At 54.1% G+C, this 16,819-nt stretch carries 17 protein-coding genes and 1 other RNA gene; 9 read left to right on the forward strand and 9 right to left on the reverse strand.

Annotation, left to right across the window (positions count from 1 at the left end):
- Positions 1 to 2 precede the first annotated feature (2 nt).
- The 4 genes from BMY01_RS13025 (at position 3) to metW (ending at position 3,937) form a co-directional block, all read left to right on the forward strand.
- On the forward strand, positions 3 to 272 hold the full coding sequence (locus tag BMY01_RS13025; protein WP_074704713.1) for an HPr family phosphocarrier protein: 270 nt from the start codon (positions 3 to 5) through the stop codon (positions 270 to 272).
- Positions 269 to 1,996: a phosphoenolpyruvate--protein phosphotransferase gene (gene ptsP / locus BMY01_RS13030; RefSeq protein ID WP_074748127.1), complete on the forward strand. Its 1,728-nt coding sequence runs from the start codon at positions 269 to 271 to the stop codon at positions 1,994 to 1,996. The genes BMY01_RS13025 and ptsP overlap by 4 nt, the downstream gene beginning before the upstream one ends.
- Positions 1,997 to 2,186: 190 nt before the next feature.
- Positions 2,187 to 3,320 (forward strand): homoserine O-succinyltransferase MetX, encoded by a 1,134-nt coding sequence (gene metX, locus BMY01_RS13035; RefSeq protein WP_074748130.1) that lies wholly within the window; start codon positions 2,187 to 2,189, stop codon positions 3,318 to 3,320.
- Positions 3,317 to 3,937: a methionine biosynthesis protein MetW gene (metW, locus tag BMY01_RS13040; protein WP_081353925.1), complete on the forward strand. Its 621-nt coding sequence runs from the start codon at positions 3,317 to 3,319 to the stop codon at positions 3,935 to 3,937. Before metX ends, metW begins: the two co-directional genes overlap by 4 nt.
- A gap of 32 nt (positions 3,938 to 3,969) precedes the next feature.
- On the opposite strand, the gene BMY01_RS13045 is transcribed toward metW, so the two are convergent.
- Positions 3,970 to 5,352 (reverse strand): AmpG family muropeptide MFS transporter, encoded by a 1,383-nt coding sequence (locus BMY01_RS13045; RefSeq protein WP_074748133.1) that lies wholly within the window; start codon positions 5,350 to 5,352, stop codon positions 3,970 to 3,972.
- A gap of 66 nt (positions 5,353 to 5,418) precedes the next feature.
- Positions 5,419 to 6,198, reverse strand: coding sequence for an exodeoxyribonuclease III (locus BMY01_RS13050; protein ID WP_074748136.1), 780 nt, complete (start codon positions 6,196 to 6,198; stop codon positions 5,419 to 5,421).
- Positions 6,199 to 6,221: 23 nt separating this feature from the next.
- Between BMY01_RS13050 and pyrE the strand changes: the two genes are divergently transcribed.
- Positions 6,222 to 6,908, forward strand: a complete 687-nt coding sequence (pyrE, locus tag BMY01_RS13055; RefSeq protein WP_074748138.1) for an orotate phosphoribosyltransferase — start codon at positions 6,222 to 6,224, stop codon at positions 6,906 to 6,908.
- 7 nt (positions 6,909 to 6,915) lie between these two features.
- On the opposite strand, the gene BMY01_RS13060 is transcribed toward pyrE, so the two are convergent.
- Positions 6,916 to 7,389, reverse strand: a complete 474-nt coding sequence (locus BMY01_RS13060; protein WP_074748141.1) for an LEA/WHy family protein — start codon at positions 7,387 to 7,389, stop codon at positions 6,916 to 6,918.
- A gap of 155 nt (positions 7,390 to 7,544) precedes the next feature.
- On the opposite strand from BMY01_RS13060, the gene rnpB reads away from it, so the two are divergent.
- Positions 7,545 to 7,845: RNase P RNA component class A (gene rnpB, locus BMY01_RS13065), an RNA gene on the forward strand.
- A 237-nt stretch (positions 7,846 to 8,082) separates the two neighbouring features.
- Positions 8,083 to 8,679: a hypothetical protein gene (locus BMY01_RS13070; protein ID WP_074748144.1), complete on the forward strand. Its 597-nt coding sequence runs from the start codon at positions 8,083 to 8,085 to the stop codon at positions 8,677 to 8,679.
- A gap of 289 nt (positions 8,680 to 8,968) precedes the next feature.
- Here BMY01_RS13070 and spt read toward each other — a convergent pair whose 3' ends face one another.
- The 6 genes from spt to BMY01_RS13100 all read right to left on the reverse strand — a co-directional run bounded on the left by spt (position 8,969) and on the right by BMY01_RS13100 (position 15,423).
- The gene (gene spt, locus BMY01_RS13075) at positions 8,969 to 10,156 is read right to left on the reverse strand and encodes a serine palmitoyltransferase (RefSeq protein ID WP_081353926.1); all 1,188 of its coding nucleotides are present in this window, start codon (positions 10,154 to 10,156) and stop codon (positions 8,969 to 8,971) included.
- Positions 10,153 to 10,407: an acyl carrier protein gene (locus tag BMY01_RS13080; protein ID WP_074748147.1), complete on the reverse strand. Its 255-nt coding sequence runs from the start codon at positions 10,405 to 10,407 to the stop codon at positions 10,153 to 10,155. Before BMY01_RS13080 ends, spt begins: the two co-directional genes overlap by 4 nt.
- A gap of 29 nt (positions 10,408 to 10,436) precedes the next feature.
- On the reverse strand, positions 10,437 to 11,351 hold the full coding sequence (locus tag BMY01_RS13085; RefSeq protein ID WP_074748150.1) for an NAD-dependent epimerase/dehydratase family protein: 915 nt from the start codon (positions 11,349 to 11,351) through the stop codon (positions 10,437 to 10,439).
- 7 nt (positions 11,352 to 11,358) lie between these two features.
- Positions 11,359 to 13,185 carry a fatty acyl-AMP ligase gene (locus tag BMY01_RS13090; protein WP_074748153.1) on the reverse strand — a complete coding sequence of 609 codons (1,827 nt, stop codon included), beginning with the start codon at positions 13,183 to 13,185 and terminating at the stop codon, positions 11,359 to 11,361.
- Positions 13,186 to 13,874: 689 nt separating this feature from the next.
- Positions 13,875 to 14,219 carry a SpoIIAA family protein gene (locus BMY01_RS13095; RefSeq protein WP_074748156.1) on the reverse strand — a complete coding sequence of 115 codons (345 nt, stop codon included), beginning with the start codon at positions 14,217 to 14,219 and terminating at the stop codon, positions 13,875 to 13,877.
- Between the two features lie 106 nt (positions 14,220 to 14,325).
- On the reverse strand, positions 14,326 to 15,423 hold the full coding sequence (locus BMY01_RS13100; RefSeq protein ID WP_074748159.1) for an aromatic ring-hydroxylating oxygenase subunit alpha: 1,098 nt from the start codon (positions 15,421 to 15,423) through the stop codon (positions 14,326 to 14,328).
- A gap of 232 nt (positions 15,424 to 15,655) precedes the next feature.
- Here BMY01_RS13100 and BMY01_RS13105 point away from each other — a divergent pair, with 232 nt between their 5' ends.
- Together BMY01_RS13105 and BMY01_RS13110 are read left to right on the forward strand one after the other, a co-directional pair.
- Positions 15,656 to 15,910, forward strand: coding sequence for an exodeoxyribonuclease VII small subunit (locus tag BMY01_RS13105; protein ID WP_074748162.1), 255 nt, complete (start codon positions 15,656 to 15,658; stop codon positions 15,908 to 15,910).
- Entirely contained in the window at positions 15,900 to 16,793 is an 894-nt protein-coding gene (locus tag BMY01_RS13110) for a polyprenyl synthetase family protein (protein WP_074748165.1), read from the forward strand. The genes BMY01_RS13105 and BMY01_RS13110 overlap by 11 nt, the downstream gene beginning before the upstream one ends.
- Positions 16,794 to 16,819 lie beyond the last annotated feature (26 nt).

Raw genomic sequence — 16,819 nt, forward strand, 5'->3', positions numbered from 1 at the left:
AAATGCAATATAAAGAGATCAAGATCCTGAACAAACTGGGGATGCACGCCCGTGCTTCCGCCAAATTCACCCAGTTGGCCAGCCGGTACCGGAGCGATGTGTGGTTGTCCCGAAACGATCGCAAAGTCAACGCAAAAAGCATCATGGGCGTCATGATGCTGGCGGCGAACCAGGGCGCGACTCTGGTCATTGAAACCGCGGGTGAAGACGAGATTGAGGCAATGCAGGCCTTGGTACAACTGATTGAGGATCGCTTCGGAGAAAGCGAATGAGCTTTGTACTGCATGGCGTGGGCGTTTCGGGAGGTATCGCCATAGGCCATGCTCATCTTGCGTCTCATGCCGCGCTGGAGGTCGCCCACCACGTCCTGCCCGAGGATCAGGTCACCAATGAAATCTCCCGGCTGGACACCGCTTTCACAACCGTTCGCGAAGAGCTTCAGGCATTGCACGACACCGTCGTCAGCGGTCCCGCAGCCGCCGAATACGAAGCGTTCCTCGAGTTGCATCGGATGATTCTGGATGATCCCACGCTCTCGACTGCGGCAAAAGCGTATATTGCCCAGAATCAGTGTAATGCCGAGTGGGCCATTACCCAGCAGATGGGAGTATTGATGGCGCAGTTCGAGGAAATAGAAGACCCTTATCTGCGCGAACGTAAAACGGACGTCATCCAGGTGGTGGAGCGCGTTCTCAAGGTATTGCTGGGGCATCCGGGATATATTCCCCCTTCACAAAAGCGGGATGGCGACAGTGTCCTGGTAGCGCACGACTTGAGTCCGGCCGATGTGCTTCAATACAAGCAGCATTCGTTTACTGCATTCCTGACGGATCTTGGCGGCCTGACTTCGCATACCGCCATTGTCGCTCGCAGCCTGAACATCCCCTCCGTCGTCGCGCTTCACCATGCCCGCCGCCTCATCCGGGAAAATGACGTTCTGATCGTGGATGGCAACCAGGGTGTGGTCATCGTAGACCCGGACGAGCATGTGCTTGCGGAATATCGGCTGCGCCAGAGCGAGCTGGAACTGGAAAAACAGAAACTCAAGCGCTTGAGGACGACAGTCGCGGCGACGCTGGATGGCACGGTAGTGGAACTGTATGCAAATATCGAGTTGCCGCAGGACGTCGATCAGGTCAAAGAAAATGGAGCGACCGGCGTCGGCCTCTTTCGGAGCGAATTCCTGTTCCTCAATCGGGACAGCTTGCCCGATGAGGAAGAGCAATTCGAAGCTTATCGAACCGTGGCGCGAAAAATGCGGGGAATGCCGGTAACGGTGCGTACGTTCGATCTTGGTGCGGACAAGAACCTCGACCATGCCAAACGGGTAGCCGCGAACCCTGCCCTGGGGCTGCGCGCCATCCGGTTGAGCTTGGCCGAGCCCCACATGTTCAATATCCAGTTGCGCGCTATTTTACGCGCCTCGCGCTATGGGCAGATCCGAATTTTGGTGCCGATGCTTTCCAACGTTGCTGAAATAACGCAGACGCTGCATTTGATCGAGAGCGCCAAACAAAGCCTGCGTAACGAAAAAATTCCTTTTGACGAAAAAGTGCAGGTGGGAGGAATGATAGAAATTCCTGCGGCTGCGCTGAGTCTTGACATTTTCATGCGCAAGCTCGATTTTCTGTCAATCGGCACTAATGATCTCATTCAGTATACGTTGGCGATAGATCGTGCCGATGACAGTGTCGCGTACCTCTATGATTCGCTGCATCCTGCGGTGCTGCGGTTGGTCGCGCATGTCATACGCAGCGCGAACCGGGTGGGCATACCCGTATCCGTGTGCGGCGAGATCGCCGGCGACGTGATATTTACCCGTCTGCTGCTTGGTTTTGGCTTACGGGTGTTTTCCATGCACCCCGCCCAACTGCTGACCGTAAAACGTGAAGTCTTGCGCGCAAATCTCCCCGACCTCATTCCGATCACGCAAAAAATACTGAAAACCGCTGATCCGGAAAAAATTCACGCACTACTGGCGAAGCTCAACGTTTGAACGAGCGGTTCCCTGCTCCATTTCACAGAATGCCAATGCATATGAGCAGCGTGTACGACTATAATTGCCGGTTACAATGAGGCGATGCGATTATTTGAAAGGGGAATTCCTGTGCAAAGCCGGGTTTTAATTTTCTGGAGACCGAGCTCGGGAAGGAACAAATCGTGACGTCAGCCTTTTGACCTTTTTCATGCTCATGCAAGATTCGAATTCATTCAATACTGTTACTCCGCAGGTTGCGCGTTTTGACACGCCTCTGCATTTGAAAAGCGGCGCGGTGCTCGACAGCTACGAGCTGGTGTACGAAACATATGGGGAGCTCAACGCGGCGCGGTCAAATGCCGTACTGGTATGCCACGCCCTTTCAGGAAACCATCATCTCGCCGGCCTTTACGACGATAACCCCAAGAGTGCCGGCTGGTGGAACAATATGATCGGGCCGGGCAAATCGATCGATACCCAGAAATTTTTCGTAATCGGGGTAAACAACCTGGGCGGTTGTCATGGATCCACCGGCCCGGCGAGTATCGATGTCAGGACCGGAAAGTGTTACGGCCCGAATTTTCCGGTTGTGACAGTGGAAGACTGGATACAGACACAGGTCCGCCTTGCCGATTATCTGGGCATCGATCAGTTTGCCGCTGTTACTGGCGGTAGTCTTGGCGGAATGCAGGCTTTGCAGTGGACACTTGATTTTCCCGAGAGGGTGCGCCACGCGCTGGTCATCGCCGCGGCTGCAAAGTTGACTGCGCAGAACATCGCATTCAACGACGTGGCACGCCAGGCTATCATTACCGACCCTGATTTCCATGGCGGCGACTATTATTCACACGGCGTCATTCCGCGGCGAGGATTACGCCTGGCGCGCATGCTGGGGCATATCACCTACCTCTCGGACGACTCGATGGCCGCCAAATTCGGCCGGGAACTGCGGAATGGAGCACTTGCCTTCGGTTACGATGTGGAGTTCGAAATAGAATCGTATCTTCGTTATCAGGGAGATAAATTCGCCAGCCAGTTCGATGCGAACACGTATCTGCTGATGACAAAGGCATTAGACTATTTTGACCCTGCCTTCCAGCACAACAACGACCTGAGCGCTGCATTCCGATTCGCCAAGGCGAATTTCCTGGTGCTGTCGTTTACTACCGACTGGCGTTTTTCCCCGGAGCGCTCGCGCGCCATCGTAAGGGCGCTGCTGGACAACGAACTGAACGTCAGTTATGCCGAAATTACATCCAGCCATGGTCACGACTCGTTCCTCATGGAGGATCGGCATTATCACAGGCTGGTGCGGGCTTACATGGATAACGTTGTCGTATGAAGAAATCCCCTGGCATGAATTCATCGCTTAATGCTGCCCGGCCCGATTTTGCTCTCATTGCAGCATGGGTCAAACCGGGGTCCAAGGTACTCGATCTGGGTTGCGGGGACGGTTCACTCATCCGTTTTTTGCGGGACTCCCGTGGCTCGCGCGGCTACGGGGTGGAAATTGATGATGCCAACGTCCTGGCCTGCTTCAATAACGGCGTGAATGTGATCCAGAGCGACCTGGAGTCCGGCTTGCAGAGTTTTGAATCGGGGTCGTTTGACTACGTGGTGCTCTCGCAAACCCTGCAGGCTGTAAAAAATACCGAGAACATCATCAAGGAAATGCTCCGTGTAAGCAAGGAAGGCATCGTGTCATTCCCCAATTTCGGTTATTGGAAAAACCGTTTGCAGGTGCTTTCCGGTCATATGCCGGTTTCCGAAGCACTGCCCTATCAATGGTTCGATACTCCCAATATTCATAACTGCACTCTGGGTGATTTCGAGGAATTCTGCGGCCAGCACGGCGCACGCATTCTCGAGCGCAGGGTAATGAGCGGAAACTACCAGATCACGTTCATGCCCAACTTGCTGGGAATGTTAGCTTTTTACCGGTTCGAACAGCAGAAATAGGCATTTCGTGAAGGCTGTTTTCCGGAAAAACTTCAATTCCCCGGAGATTCCGCGCGCTCGAATCTTGCACGGCCCGCCAGCCAGACCAGAACCAGCACTGGCAGGCCGAGCAGCGCAGTGCCGGTAAAGAAGCTGGCATAACCGTAAGCATCCACGAAGTCTCCGCTGAATCCGGCGATAAATTTCGGCAATAACAGCATCACTGAACTGAACAGGGCGTATTGGGTAGCGGAATAGGCGGAATTGGTCAGGCCGGAAAGATAAGCGATAAAAGCGGAGGATGCTATCCCGGCTGAGAGATTATCCGCCGATACGGTGAAGATCAGGCCAGTCAAGTCATGCCCGCGTGCTGCCAGCCAGACAAACAGCAGATTGGTTGCCGCGGACAAAACCGCTCCCAGAAACAGTGTGCGCATGATGCCGATTTTTGCTGTCAGAACGCCACCCAGCGCTGCGCCCGCGATAGTCATGAGGACGCCATAGACCTTGGAAACCGTCGCCACTTCGTCTTTCGTATACCCCATATCGACGTAGAAAGGGTTGCTCATGACACCCATTACCACGTCGGAAATGCGGTAGACCGCGATCAGGGCGAGAATCAGCAGGGCCTGGCCGCCATAGCGGACGATAAAGTCGCGGAAAGGGGCGATCACGGCTCCATACAGCCAGGCCAGCATCTGCTTGAGCGTCGTGCTGATCCGCCAATGCGCAATGGCGGCCCTCGCGCGATCTTCATTTTCTGAAATCAGGCGGGTGATGGGAACCTCCGGCTCGCGGATGATGAGCGTAGTGACGATCCCTACCGACATGCAGGTGGCCATGCTCAGGTAAGCGATGCGCCAGGTCGCGTAGTCGTAGATGTTTGTTGATGAGCCTGCGGCGGCGGCTATCCACAGCGCGCCGGCGGAAGCCAGAATCATTGCCAGCCGATACCCCGCTTGATAGGTCGCGGCCATTGCGCCCTGGAGCCTGGGTGCCACCGCCTCTATGCGGTATGCATCCAGGGCAATGTCCTGGGTGGCGGAGGCGAAGGCCGCCGCCAGGGCAAAAAAGACTGTATGCGAAAGATTTCGGAGTGGATCGGTAAGCGCGATGCCGATGAGAGCAAGCGCGATAACGATTTGTGACAGTAAAAGCCATGCGCGGCGCCGGCCTAGCCATCGTGTCAATAATGGCAAAGGCAGGCGATCCACGAGTGGAGACCACATCCATTTGAAGCCGTAAGCCAGCCCGATCCAGCTCAGGTGGCCGATGGTGGAGCGGTCGATTCCCGCTTCCCGCAGCCAGAAGGAAAGCGTGCCCATCACCAGGAGCAGGGGCAATCCCGCCGAGAAGCCGAGAAACAGCATTCCCAGCACTCGGGGATGAGTATAGATGCGAAAAGCGTGCAGCCAACTCGAAAGGGTAGCGGACATTATTCTGGGTCAGCCATTCTGGCGGCATTTCCGGGCATTATCGGCGGTTCGCGGCAAGTCGTCGGATCAGGCGGATAAGCTGTAATCGTAATCAATGATCAGCGGGGAATGATCGGAGAAACGCTCGGTCTTGTAAATCGAAACCGCACTGGCCTTGGCTGCGATACCGGGGGTGGCGATTTGATAATCGATGCGCCAGCCGACGTTCTTCGCCCAGGCCTGCCCGCGGTTGGACCACCAGGTATACTGGTCCGGGTCCGGATTTATCCGGCGGAAGACATCAACGAATCCAAGCTCCTGAAACACATCGGTAAGCCAGGCGCGCTCCTGCGGCAGGAAGCCGGAATTCTTCTGGTTGGAACGCCAATTCCTGAGATCGATTTCCTTGTGAGCGATGTTCCAGTCTCCGCATAAAATAATCTCGCTGCCACAGGCTGCCAATTTCTTAAGCATGGGAAAAAATTGCTCCATGAAGAAATATTTGACGGCCTGCCGATGTTCACCCGCGGAACCGGACGGAAAATAGATCGAGATGACGCTCAATTGCCCGAAATCGACGCGCAGGTAACGCCCCTCCGCATCGATCTCCGGTACGCCAACTCCCTCGGTCACGCTGCTCGGCTTATGGCGTGTGTAAATGCCCACTCCGCTATACCCTCTTTTTTCAGCGCAGTGGAAGTAGCCGTGGTAGCCATCCGGGGATACCACTTCCCCGGTAATATCGCCCACTTGCGCCTTGAGTTCCTGTACGCAGACGATATCTGCATCCTGCAAAGGCAGCCATCGGAAAAAACCCTTGTTGACAGCAGAGCGTATTCCGTTGAGGTTAAGCGTTATAATTCGCACGTCGATTTCCCGAAGCCATTATCATGTCCGATTTTAGAAAGGAGTTCATCGAGTTCGCCATCGGCCGGAATGTTCTGTGCTTTGGCGAATTTCAAACCAAAGCAGGACGTATTTCACCGTATTTTTTTAATGCGGGACTGTTCAACGATGGGGAATCTCTCGGAAAGCTGGGGCAATTTTACGCCAAAGCCATCCTTGCTGCCCAGCTTCCGTTTGACATGCTTTTCGGCCCCGCCTATAAGGGCATTCCGCTCGTAAGTTCCATTGCCATTGCCCTGGCTGCCGGGGGCAACAACTACCCCTTCTGTTTCAACCGCAAAGAGGCGAAAGACCACGGAGAAGGAGGGAATCTCGTGGGCGCACCTCTCGCTGGGCAGGTGCTGATTGTGGATGATGTAATTTCCGCCGGCACATCAGTGCGGGAATCGGTCGACTATATTCATGCCGCAGGGGCTACTCCCGCGGGGGTGGCCATCGCCCTGGACCGCATGGAGCGGGGCAAAGGCGAGCTTTCCGCCGTGCAGGAAGTGCGCCGCATGTATGGAATTCCTGTCACCAGCATCGTCAATCTGGAAAACATCGTCGATTACCTGCGTGAGCAGCGGAATCTGGCGCATCACCTGCCGGCTGTGGAGCAATACCGCACCCGGTATTCCTCCAGAATGGTAGAACCGATTGAATGCGGGGGTGACACTCAACGCCCGGGCTGAGGGTTTTTTACCGGGCCTCCTCCGCCGGCAGGGCGGGGAGCGTGATTTCACCCTTTACATCAAAATGGCGTCCGATGGCAAAGCCTGGCGCACCCAGCTGGCCCCGCAATTCGTAATCGGTCTTTCGGTGATCGCCCGCAGTCAGACGGAATACATGACGAATGATAGCGGTGGCAGGAACCGTTACCGGAACAATGATGACCGTTTCGCCAAAGCGGGGAATCGTGCCCTGCTGCTCGCTCACTCCGCTGGCAAAGCTCATCCCACGCAGGTCCAGGTCGAGCGCAACGCCATCATAGTCCAGCGGGACCGCGCCATGGTTCTGGATTCTCAGGCTGATTGCAAAGCGCGCCTCCATGCCTTTTCCTTCAAGAGGCTCAAGTCCGGCAACGGAGATTCGCAACGGTTCCTGCGGTCTGAGACCCGCACATGCGGAAAGGCAAAAAATCAGGGCTGATATGACCAGTACGCTTCGTCTCATGATTCCACCCGTTTGGCAACGGGAAGATCATACCCGAATATTTCATTTTGCGAGTTCACTGCCTGCACGCATTTTTATTCTGTTGAGCGCGGTCATTGGAGACAGGGGAAAGCGGAGGTTTGCGGCGGACACGGGCTTTAGGCTATCATTGGACCGAAGCTGGCCAGACAGTCGCTGCCTGTCCTCGGTGACGAGTTCAGGGAGAGGAAAGTCCGGGCTCCGCAGAGCAGGATGCCGGTTAACGGCCGGCCGCCGTAAGGTGAGGAACAGGGCCACAGAGACGAGCGTATTAAGTTACGGTGAAACGCGGTAACCTCCATCCGGAGCAAGACCAAATAGGCAGGCGATGATGCTGCTCGTTGAGCCTGCGGGTAGGTTGCTTGAGCGTGTAGGTGACTGCACGCCTAGAGGAATGACTGTCCTTGACAGAACCCGGCTTATCGGCCAGCTTCTTTCCTGAATTTCCGATAATTCGGCCTCCATAAAGGCAAAAGCGACGGCACGCCGATTGCAAGCTGCCTGCATATTCCGGGCAGCAGAAAACAGCAAAAATATATCTCTCGCCGTCCTTCCGCAGCCTGTTGCCTGAACATTCTCTGTTTCCTTTTCCGGACAGGTTTGTTATACAATCGGCGATTGCTCCCGCTTGTGCGGGGCGTCAGATTAAATTGCGGACACAAAACCGGAGATATTATGAAGAAAATTTTTGAGTGGGCCGCCGGGCTGGCAGGGGCTATGATGATAGCTCTCGTAGCTGTTCCCACCCATGCACAACTCATGCTTGCGCATGAAGGCCACCATTCAGGCGATTGTGCCATCAAATCGGGCGCCTTTCCTGTATCCTTCAGCGCCTATGAGAAGCCCAAGGGCGAGCTTCCGCCCACTCATGCCTATTGCGACCATGTTCCCGAAACCGGGGAGCTGTATTTCACGGTGGATCTGACCGATCCCGAATCCCGCGAAATTCCCATCGCGATGCGCCTGGTGATGGAAGGGCATGGAGAGGGGGGGCATGAAATCATGTCGATACCTGCCAAACCCTATCCTTCCGGAAGCATCACATTTACCGTAAACCTGGAAGAACTGGGGCAGTACGCGTTGCTGCTGGAAACCGAGAAGGACGGTAAGATGACTCCCGCAGTACGCATTCCCGTACATGTGGGCGGAGGTGGCGGCCATGATGGACACGGCGGGGGTATCGGCATGACAGAGATTGCGCTGATACTGGGTGTGGCTGGCGTAGCAGCCTTCTTTCTGCTGCGTCGGCGGACGAGCGCCAAAATGTCCTGAGCAGGGCAGAATCAGCGCTATTCAATCCTCGATCCGCGAAATTAAAAGCACGCACTTCCGCGGATCCTCCTGAACGAGCGGCGGCGGGTTTTAAGGGATTGTCATATTTTCCCTTCTTAACTCCGACGCCGTTTTCTTTTATTCGTCATTGGGCCTACTCCGAATCTTACAACATACTCCGGTGACTACCGTAACGTGGAGTGGACGGTGTAAGGTAGGATAGTAAGGACGAGAATCTTCCTTTCCCGACCGGCTTTCAACGCGAATGCATCTGAAAGACGAAAAGTCCTTACTGGAAAATAGTCTCGCGCAACTTGGCGAAAGTTTTACCGACATGATTCATCTGCTCGGTGGTATGGACGGCGCTTACGCTGCAGCGCACCAACGAATTGCCCTCTGGCGTTGCGGGTGGCAAAACCAGATTCACATAGATACCATGTTCAAGCAGTCCTTTCCACAGCGCCAGCGCCTGTTGCGGTGTTTCAAGGATTGTTGCGATAACAGGGCTGGGCTCCGGTCCCAGGCGATAACCCAGTTCCTTGAGTTGCGAGTAGAGCTGGTGCACATTCCTCCAGAGCTGCCGGCGTAATTCGACCCCCTCCCTCAGCAGTCTGAGAGCTGCACGGGTTGAGGCGATGGTGGCAGGCGTAGGCGAGGCTGTGAAAATATAAGGCCGGCTCACGTAGCGCAACTGATCCAGTTGCGGATGATTGCTCACACAGTAGCCGCCGATCCCGCCCAGGCTTTTACTGAAGGTGCCTGTGATGAAGTCTACTCTATCGAGGAGGCCTGTTTCTTCTACCAGACCTTGTCCGGTCTCACCCAGCACCCCCAGGGAATGCGCTTCATCAAGAAGAAGCGTGCTGTTATACGCATCCTTTACCTTGACGATGTTCGCGAGCGGCGCGCGGTCTCCAAGCATACTGTAGATGCCCTCGGCAATGATGAGGGTGGAGCGCGATCGTTTTCCCAGGCGGCGGAGACGCTTCTCCAGATCTGCCGCATCGTTATGTCTGAAGCGGATTATTTCGGCTCCGCTCAAACGGCAGCCATCGTAGATGCTTGCGTGGGAATCGCCGTCAATAAGAACGATGTCGCCGGGCCCGGCCAGGCCTGAGATGGTAGCAAGGTTGGCCTGATACCCTGTGGTAAATACGATGCAGGATCGGCATTGATAAAACTCGGCAAACTCGCGCTCGAGGGCACGATGGCCGCTGTAACTGCCATTGGCCATGCGCGAGCCGGTTGTACCCGTACCTTCACTGCGGATCGCTTCCTGCGCCGCATCCCGGCACTCCTGCGCGAAGGTAAGGCCCAGATAATTATTTGTTCCCAGAAACAATATCCGCTGATCCCCGATCCTGGCTTCGGTCGAGGAATAAACTTCTTCTATGGGCGTTCCAAAAACCTCAACACCCTCAGGCAGCAAGGCTTTTCTCGCTGCCGCCACGGCATCCAGCTTATCTAGCAAACTCATTGTTTTTGAGACTTTATCCGGTGGATCAAGTTGGCGAGCTCATGAACGGTCTGTACATCCGCAAGAGCATTGATCGGTACAGAAATGTCGAACTCGTCCTCGATTTCCATGATCAGGTTCAGCAATTTTACAGAATCGATTGCCAGCTCGTTAATAAGATCGGTCTGCGGTGTAATTTCCACCTCCGAACCAGCAAGCTGTTTGAGGTGATGGCAAAGTTTTTGTAGAACGTCGTTATAATCGTTCAACATCTGGATTCAAAATGATTCGATGAATGAAATTAGACCGCTTGTGGCAAAGCGTCGCGAAGGTGGATGCAGGGTCGCCAATCAGGGAGCGCCCGGGTCAAGGGATCAATATCACAAACCCAGTCGGGGTGGCGCAATTCTCTCACTTTTCCCGGTGTCAGCATAGGTGAATAGCTTAGCAATCTGGCAGACCACAAGTTGACGTTTGCGATCAATGAAACCAGTGGTGCGGGAAAAAAGACGCAGTGTACGGGGCGTTTCCACACTTCCTGCGCAATAGTGGCTACCGCCTGGCTGTCGTAACCTCCCGGCATACCATCATCAAGCTCGTAGGTACCTTGTACAGGGACCGCAGTCGAAAGCCAGCAGGTGATGGCTGCTACCAGATCGGCGACATGCAGTAATCCAAACCGCATGTCAGGTTGTCCCACCATTGGCAAGATACCGCGGCGCGTTATCCTGAAAAGCGGGCTCATTTCCTTATCTCCAGGACCATAAACGGCCGTAGGACGAAAAATGGCACAGGCCATACCAGCCGAACGCTCATTTATCACTCGTTCAGCCATATGCTTGCTCATGGCATACCAGGAAAGCTCGGGTTGCCGGGCGGCCAGGGAAGAAATCAGCAGAAAACGTGGAGGCGGGTTTTGTTCCAGAGAAGCCTGCATCAGGTTGATCGTACCTTCCACATTGGTACGTACAAAACTCTCGAGAGAGCTTCCTCGAACCTGGCCGGCACAATGCACAACGGCCGAGACACCTGTTACGAGTTTTCGCAATGCATCGAGGTTATGTAAATCGCCTTCTATCCATTGCGTGGACTCGTCATCGACGCGCACACGTCTTGTCAGAGCCCTGACTTTCCATCCTTCCTTTATCAGAGACTGCAGCAGTGCATTTCCGATAAAGCCAGTGGCGCCGGTAACGGCGACCCAAGACTCCGACATACGCCGATTATTTGTCCCCGGACTCGGCAGATAACTGGTCTATCATCTGCGTTCTCTGGATAAAGCCCTGGCGTGCCGCAAAACGGGACAGTTTTCCGGAGGAAGTGCGCGGCAGGGTGTGCGGTGGAACCAGTTCCACCAGGCAGTTCACGCCAAACGCCATGTAGACCAGACGTTGCAGACGGCTGGTAAGGGACTGGCGATCCGTTATCGAGGTAAGTCGGCATTCGATGACCAGGACAATGGTCGTGACGTCATTGGCGTCAGTAATGCCGAAGGCAGACGCTTCACGCGTTCTCACTTCGGGTTGCTGTTCGGCAAGCTCCTCGATATCCTGGGCACGGATGTTACGTCCATTGACGATGATTACATCGGTACGACGCCCGGTGATGTAGAGATCCCCTTCAAAGAGGAACCCCAGATCACCCGTATCCAGCCAGTTCCCCAGTTTGAGTGTCTTGCAGGTGTCTTCCGGATTGTTGAAATAACCTGTCATGATACTGCTGCCCTGCACGAGTACGCTGCCCACGCGCAAATCAGGGAGTTGCTGACCAGCCTCGTCGACCACTTTGACGATATGCCCCGGCAAGGCACGGCCGCAGTTGACAAATTCACTGTACTTCCGGCCTTCCACCTGCAACCGTACTGCCATTTTCCTGTCAACGAGGGTTGCCGCGTCGACTCGCAAACTCTGAAAACCTTGACCAACTTCGGAGAAGGTAACGGCGAGCGTCGATTCAGCCAGCCCATAGCAGGGGAGGAATGCGCGCGCGTCAAAACCGGCGGGGGCAAATTTTTCCGCAAAATTCCTCAAAGTGTCCGGACGGATCATTTCCGCGCCGACTCCCGCTGCACGCCAACTGCTGAGGTCAAGATCTTCCAGGTCGGAATCGCGCACGCGAAGCGTGCAGAGCTTGAGTCCAAAAGGTTGGCTGAACGCGACGGTGGCGCGATTTCTGCTGATCAGGCGCAGCCATTGCAGCGGCCTGATTGCAAAATCACGGGTAGCCAGATAATCAACGGAAACCTGTGCCACCATCGGTGCCATTACCATGCCGACCAAGCCCATGTCATGATAAAACGGCAGCCAGGATGCGCAGCGGTCTCCTGCCCGGATATTCAGACCGTGACGGACAATGCCCTGAAGATTGCTCATCAGTGCACCTTCGGTAATTACTACTCCACGCGGCATGCGCGTGCTTCCCGAAGTAAATTGCAGGTATGCAATTTCATCGGGACTATTTGGCGTGAGCTCGATATTCAGCGTCGGCAGTTCCCCAAGTTGCTCCGGCGTTCCCACCCAGCGCAGATATTGCGACCCGTCGGCCGCTTCTTTCAAGAAACCGACATAGTCAAGGCTCGCCAGAGCGGCGCTTGCCTGACCTGCCTCCAGCATTCCGCGCAACTGCCGAACATAAACCGCATGGCTGCCGAGGTTGACAGGAACAGGCATTGCATAAGGTACCAGTCCTGCATAGCGGCATGCATAAAAGATTTCCACGAATTCCGGCGTCGTGTCGGCAATAATCGCAACACGGTCTCCTCTCGCCAATCCAAGCCCGAGCAACTGCTGCGCCGCTGTTTGGGCATTTTGCCTTAATGCCTGATAGGGAAGAACGGAGCGGAGATTACCCTTGGCATCGTAAAAGTTATATCCGGCTGTACCTGCCGCCGCATACTCGAGCGCAGCGATTAAGGTGTCGAAGTCGGCTAATCTCTGAGCTTGAGTGTTGTAGGTAGGTGTGGGGATCGCAGCTGCCGGCTGCTCGCTTGATAATTGAGGGTTAAACGCTTGCGTCAGCGGAGCGTTCAACTTCGCTATTGTTGAACTCAAGGTCTTCCCCTCCAAATTAATCGTACTAGTCATCTTTTTATAATATAAAGGATTCCAGTCGGGCAATCGTTGTTTTTGGCCATCATCCGCTGTCGCGTCGTTCGAGTTCGAGATGCTGCTTGAAAATATCGGCTTTACCTGGCTCCCGGTAAAGGCAGTAGCTCGAAAAACAAAAAATAAATGCGCTAATCTGTGAAATCAACGAACCTTCTTATACTCAGCTCTTATTATCGTAATAGAGCAGCTTTATCATGTACTTCGGGCATTACCGGATCCCGCTCCTTCACGCAAAGGGGCTGTCTCTAACACGCAGTCTGCTTTCGATTATTTACAGGATAGGCGACAAGCTCCATTCTGTACGAGTTGGCAGACGATATAAAGAGGTTTTGGAGAATGGAAGGGAAATGTGTGTCTTTTTTGCAACACTTGCCGGAACCGGACCCTTCAGCTTCGCGTTAGATCTGATCTCAATCTCTTTCGCAGCCGCGCGACATTTTACAGGAATCCATCTATCGATGGATCAACTCTTCTTTTATTTTCGAGGCAGATTATTGCAAGCCCGGGCGCGATCTTCCGGAATCACACTACACACCACAGGGAATCCTTGAAAAAATTCCTCGCCTGGAATAGGCCTGCCGCTGACTCCAAGGTGCAAAGCCGGATTTACACTCAATCAGTACCGGGTCGCCTCATCCTTCAAGCCATGTCTTTGCTTCGGCATAATCCCGGAATACCCTTATGTCGGCATCGACAAATAGATTGGATACCCAGGCCGCCCAAGCGCGCCACTGGTTTTCAGTGATTATCGCGATGCGATTGAATTCGCTGCCGTGTTCCCGCACGAATTTGATGTCCTCCCAAGCGACATCAATGGTGTAGCTCAGCATATCCCGCCAATCGAACAGTACATTCACCTTGCCGTCGCGGCCAGCCTTGCGGAGTACCTTGTCCTCGAATTCCTGGTAATCGGCCAGGGTGAATTCACCGAAAACAGCGATACTGATCAGATTTTCCGTTTCCTCAATGGTTATCATGTGTTACCCACAATATAAATTACGCGGGCAGAGAAAAATCCGGGTAGTCCAAAAAATTCGGGCTACCGAAGAAAAATCCGCTCAGCAAAAGGATATCACTTATCGCTCAGATGTGTGGTTCAATTTCTCGCCGCAGAAACTTGTGAAAGTGCACCATGCCATCTTCCATCGGCGATTGATATGGTCCGGCCTCGCTCACACCTTGTTTGTACAGCGCACGGCGCCCTTCTGTCATCAGCTTGCAGATTTCATCATCCTCAGCAGCGGTTTCACGATAGGCGGCCTGTTCTGCTTCAATGAATTCACGCTCAAACAAAGCGATATCTTCAGGATAATAGAACTCCACCACATTGGTGCAACGCTCTGTTCCGGTAGGAAGCACCGTGCTGATGACTAATACATGGGGATACCATTCCATCATGATGTTGGGATAATACAGCATCCAGATTGCACCATGCCTCGGTATTTCGCCCGCTGTCTGCAGCAACAGTTGCTCGTGCCATTTTGCATAGACGGGCGTTCCCGGGCGGGTCAGGGCGTTATTGATCCCCACAGTCTGAACGTTGTACCACTCCCCGAACTCCCATTCCAGTGCAGCCGTGTCAACAAAATTGCCCAGGCCTGGATGGTATGGCTCGACGTGGTAGTCCTCCAGATAAACCTCTATGAAGGTTTTCCAGTTGCAGGCGTATTCATCTATCTGAAGGCGTTCCAGCACATGGCCCGAGAAGTCGAAATTCTTCAGGACTTGCAAGTTGCCCAGATCGCGCGCAACATTCCGCCTGCCTTGAAACAGGAGTCCGTTCCAGCTCTGCAAAGGCGTATTGGAAAGATTGAGGCAAGGGTTTTCGGGGAAATGAGGTGCACCGAGCAACGTGCCCTTCAAGTCATACGTCCAGCGATGCACCGGGCAAACGATGTTTCTGGTGTTGCCACTCCCTTTGAGCAGCAGTGACTGCCTGTGGCGGCAGACGTTGGATAGCAACTCGATACCATCCTTATTACGCACCAGCATTTTCGCGTTATCCATCCATTCTGGCACATAATAGTCGCCAATGTTTGGCACCATGATCTCATGGCCGACATAGCCCGGTCCCTGGTCGAACAGAATGCGTTTTTCCAGTTCAAGGATTTGAGAGTCGAGATACCAGTCAACCGGCAGTTGCGTTGGAGCCAATTGGCAAACATCAATCAGATCGACCATATGCTACTTTTCACCTTTCAAATAAAGATGGCTGGATTATCAAAACCAGGAACGGCAGGGAAGACAAGGAAGAGAATGAGCATGTCCTCATGCCCTTGCCCTGAAACGCTTATAATCCGACTAAGAAACCTCTTTCGTGGGAAAGTTTCGTGTATTTAATTGACCTGACACCACTTATTGCGTTATTTTTGCCGTTTGCCCGCGATACACCCATTCTGACAGCGTGTTTATCATGACAAAGCCCGCCGACCCCGTCAAATTTTCCCCTCCGGAAGATTTTGAAGCTGCGCTGGCTGAGCTGGAAAGCATCGTTATGGAAATGGAAGCAGGGCAGATGCCGCTTGAAGAATCCCTCGAAGCTCACAAACGTGGGACGGAATTGCTACAATATTGCCACTCCAAGTTGCAGGATGCGCAGCAACAGGTACGCCTCCTTGAAGCCAACACACTGAAAAATTTCTCCCCTTCCGGTATTGATGACCGCTGATTTTCAGGATTGGGCGAGAAGCCACCAGGTACGCATCGAAAATTCCCTGCAGACCCTGCTTCCCGCCGCAGACGTCGCGCCTGAGCGCTTGCATGAAGCGATGCGCTACACCGTTCTGGGTGGGGGCAAGCGCGTACGGCCTTTGCTCGCTTTTGCAGCTGGCGAGCTGAACAATGCGAACGAGGAGAGGGTGACGATTGCTGCTGCCGCAGTGGAACTCATTCATGCCTATTCACTCGTGCACGATGATTTGCCCTGCATGGATGACGATGTATTGCGTCGGGGCAAGCCTACCTGTCATATCGAATATGGGGAAGCAATTGCCCTATTGACGGGTGACAGCTTGCAGAGCCTCGCTTTTCAGTTGCTGGCCGAATACTCCCTGGCTGACACCCCGAAGATGCAACTTGAAATGATCAGGCGTCTGGCGCAAGCGGCGGGTTCGCGCGGCATGGCGGGAGGGCAGGCTGTCGATCTTGCCAGTGTCGGCAGGACATTAAGCCTCCCCGAACTGGAATTCATGCATATTCACAAGACAGGCGCGCTTATTCGAGCCGCGGTAATGCTGGGTGCCTATTGTGGGAGCAGGTTGGACGAAGCCCAGTTGGCAGCCCTTGATCATTTTGCCAAATGCATCGGTCTTGCATTTCAAGTTGTCGATGACGTTCTCGACGCCGAGGCAACCACTGCCGCCCTCGGCAAGACTGCCGGCAAGGATGCCGAAAACAATAAGCCTACCTATGTGAGTATTCTGGGGAGCAAACGGGCCCGCGAGCTCGCGGAGGAGTTGCGGCGGGAGGCATATGCATCCCTGGAGATGTTTAAGGCAGCCGCAGGACGATTGAGGCAGGTAACTGACTTTATCATTCACCGGGAATTTTGAAGAATTTTGACGGCTAGCCTGTTTCC

This window comes from Nitrosospira multiformis (assembly GCF_900110185.1).
GTDB lineage: Bacteria > Pseudomonadota > Gammaproteobacteria > Burkholderiales > Nitrosomonadaceae > Nitrosospira > Nitrosospira multiformis_A.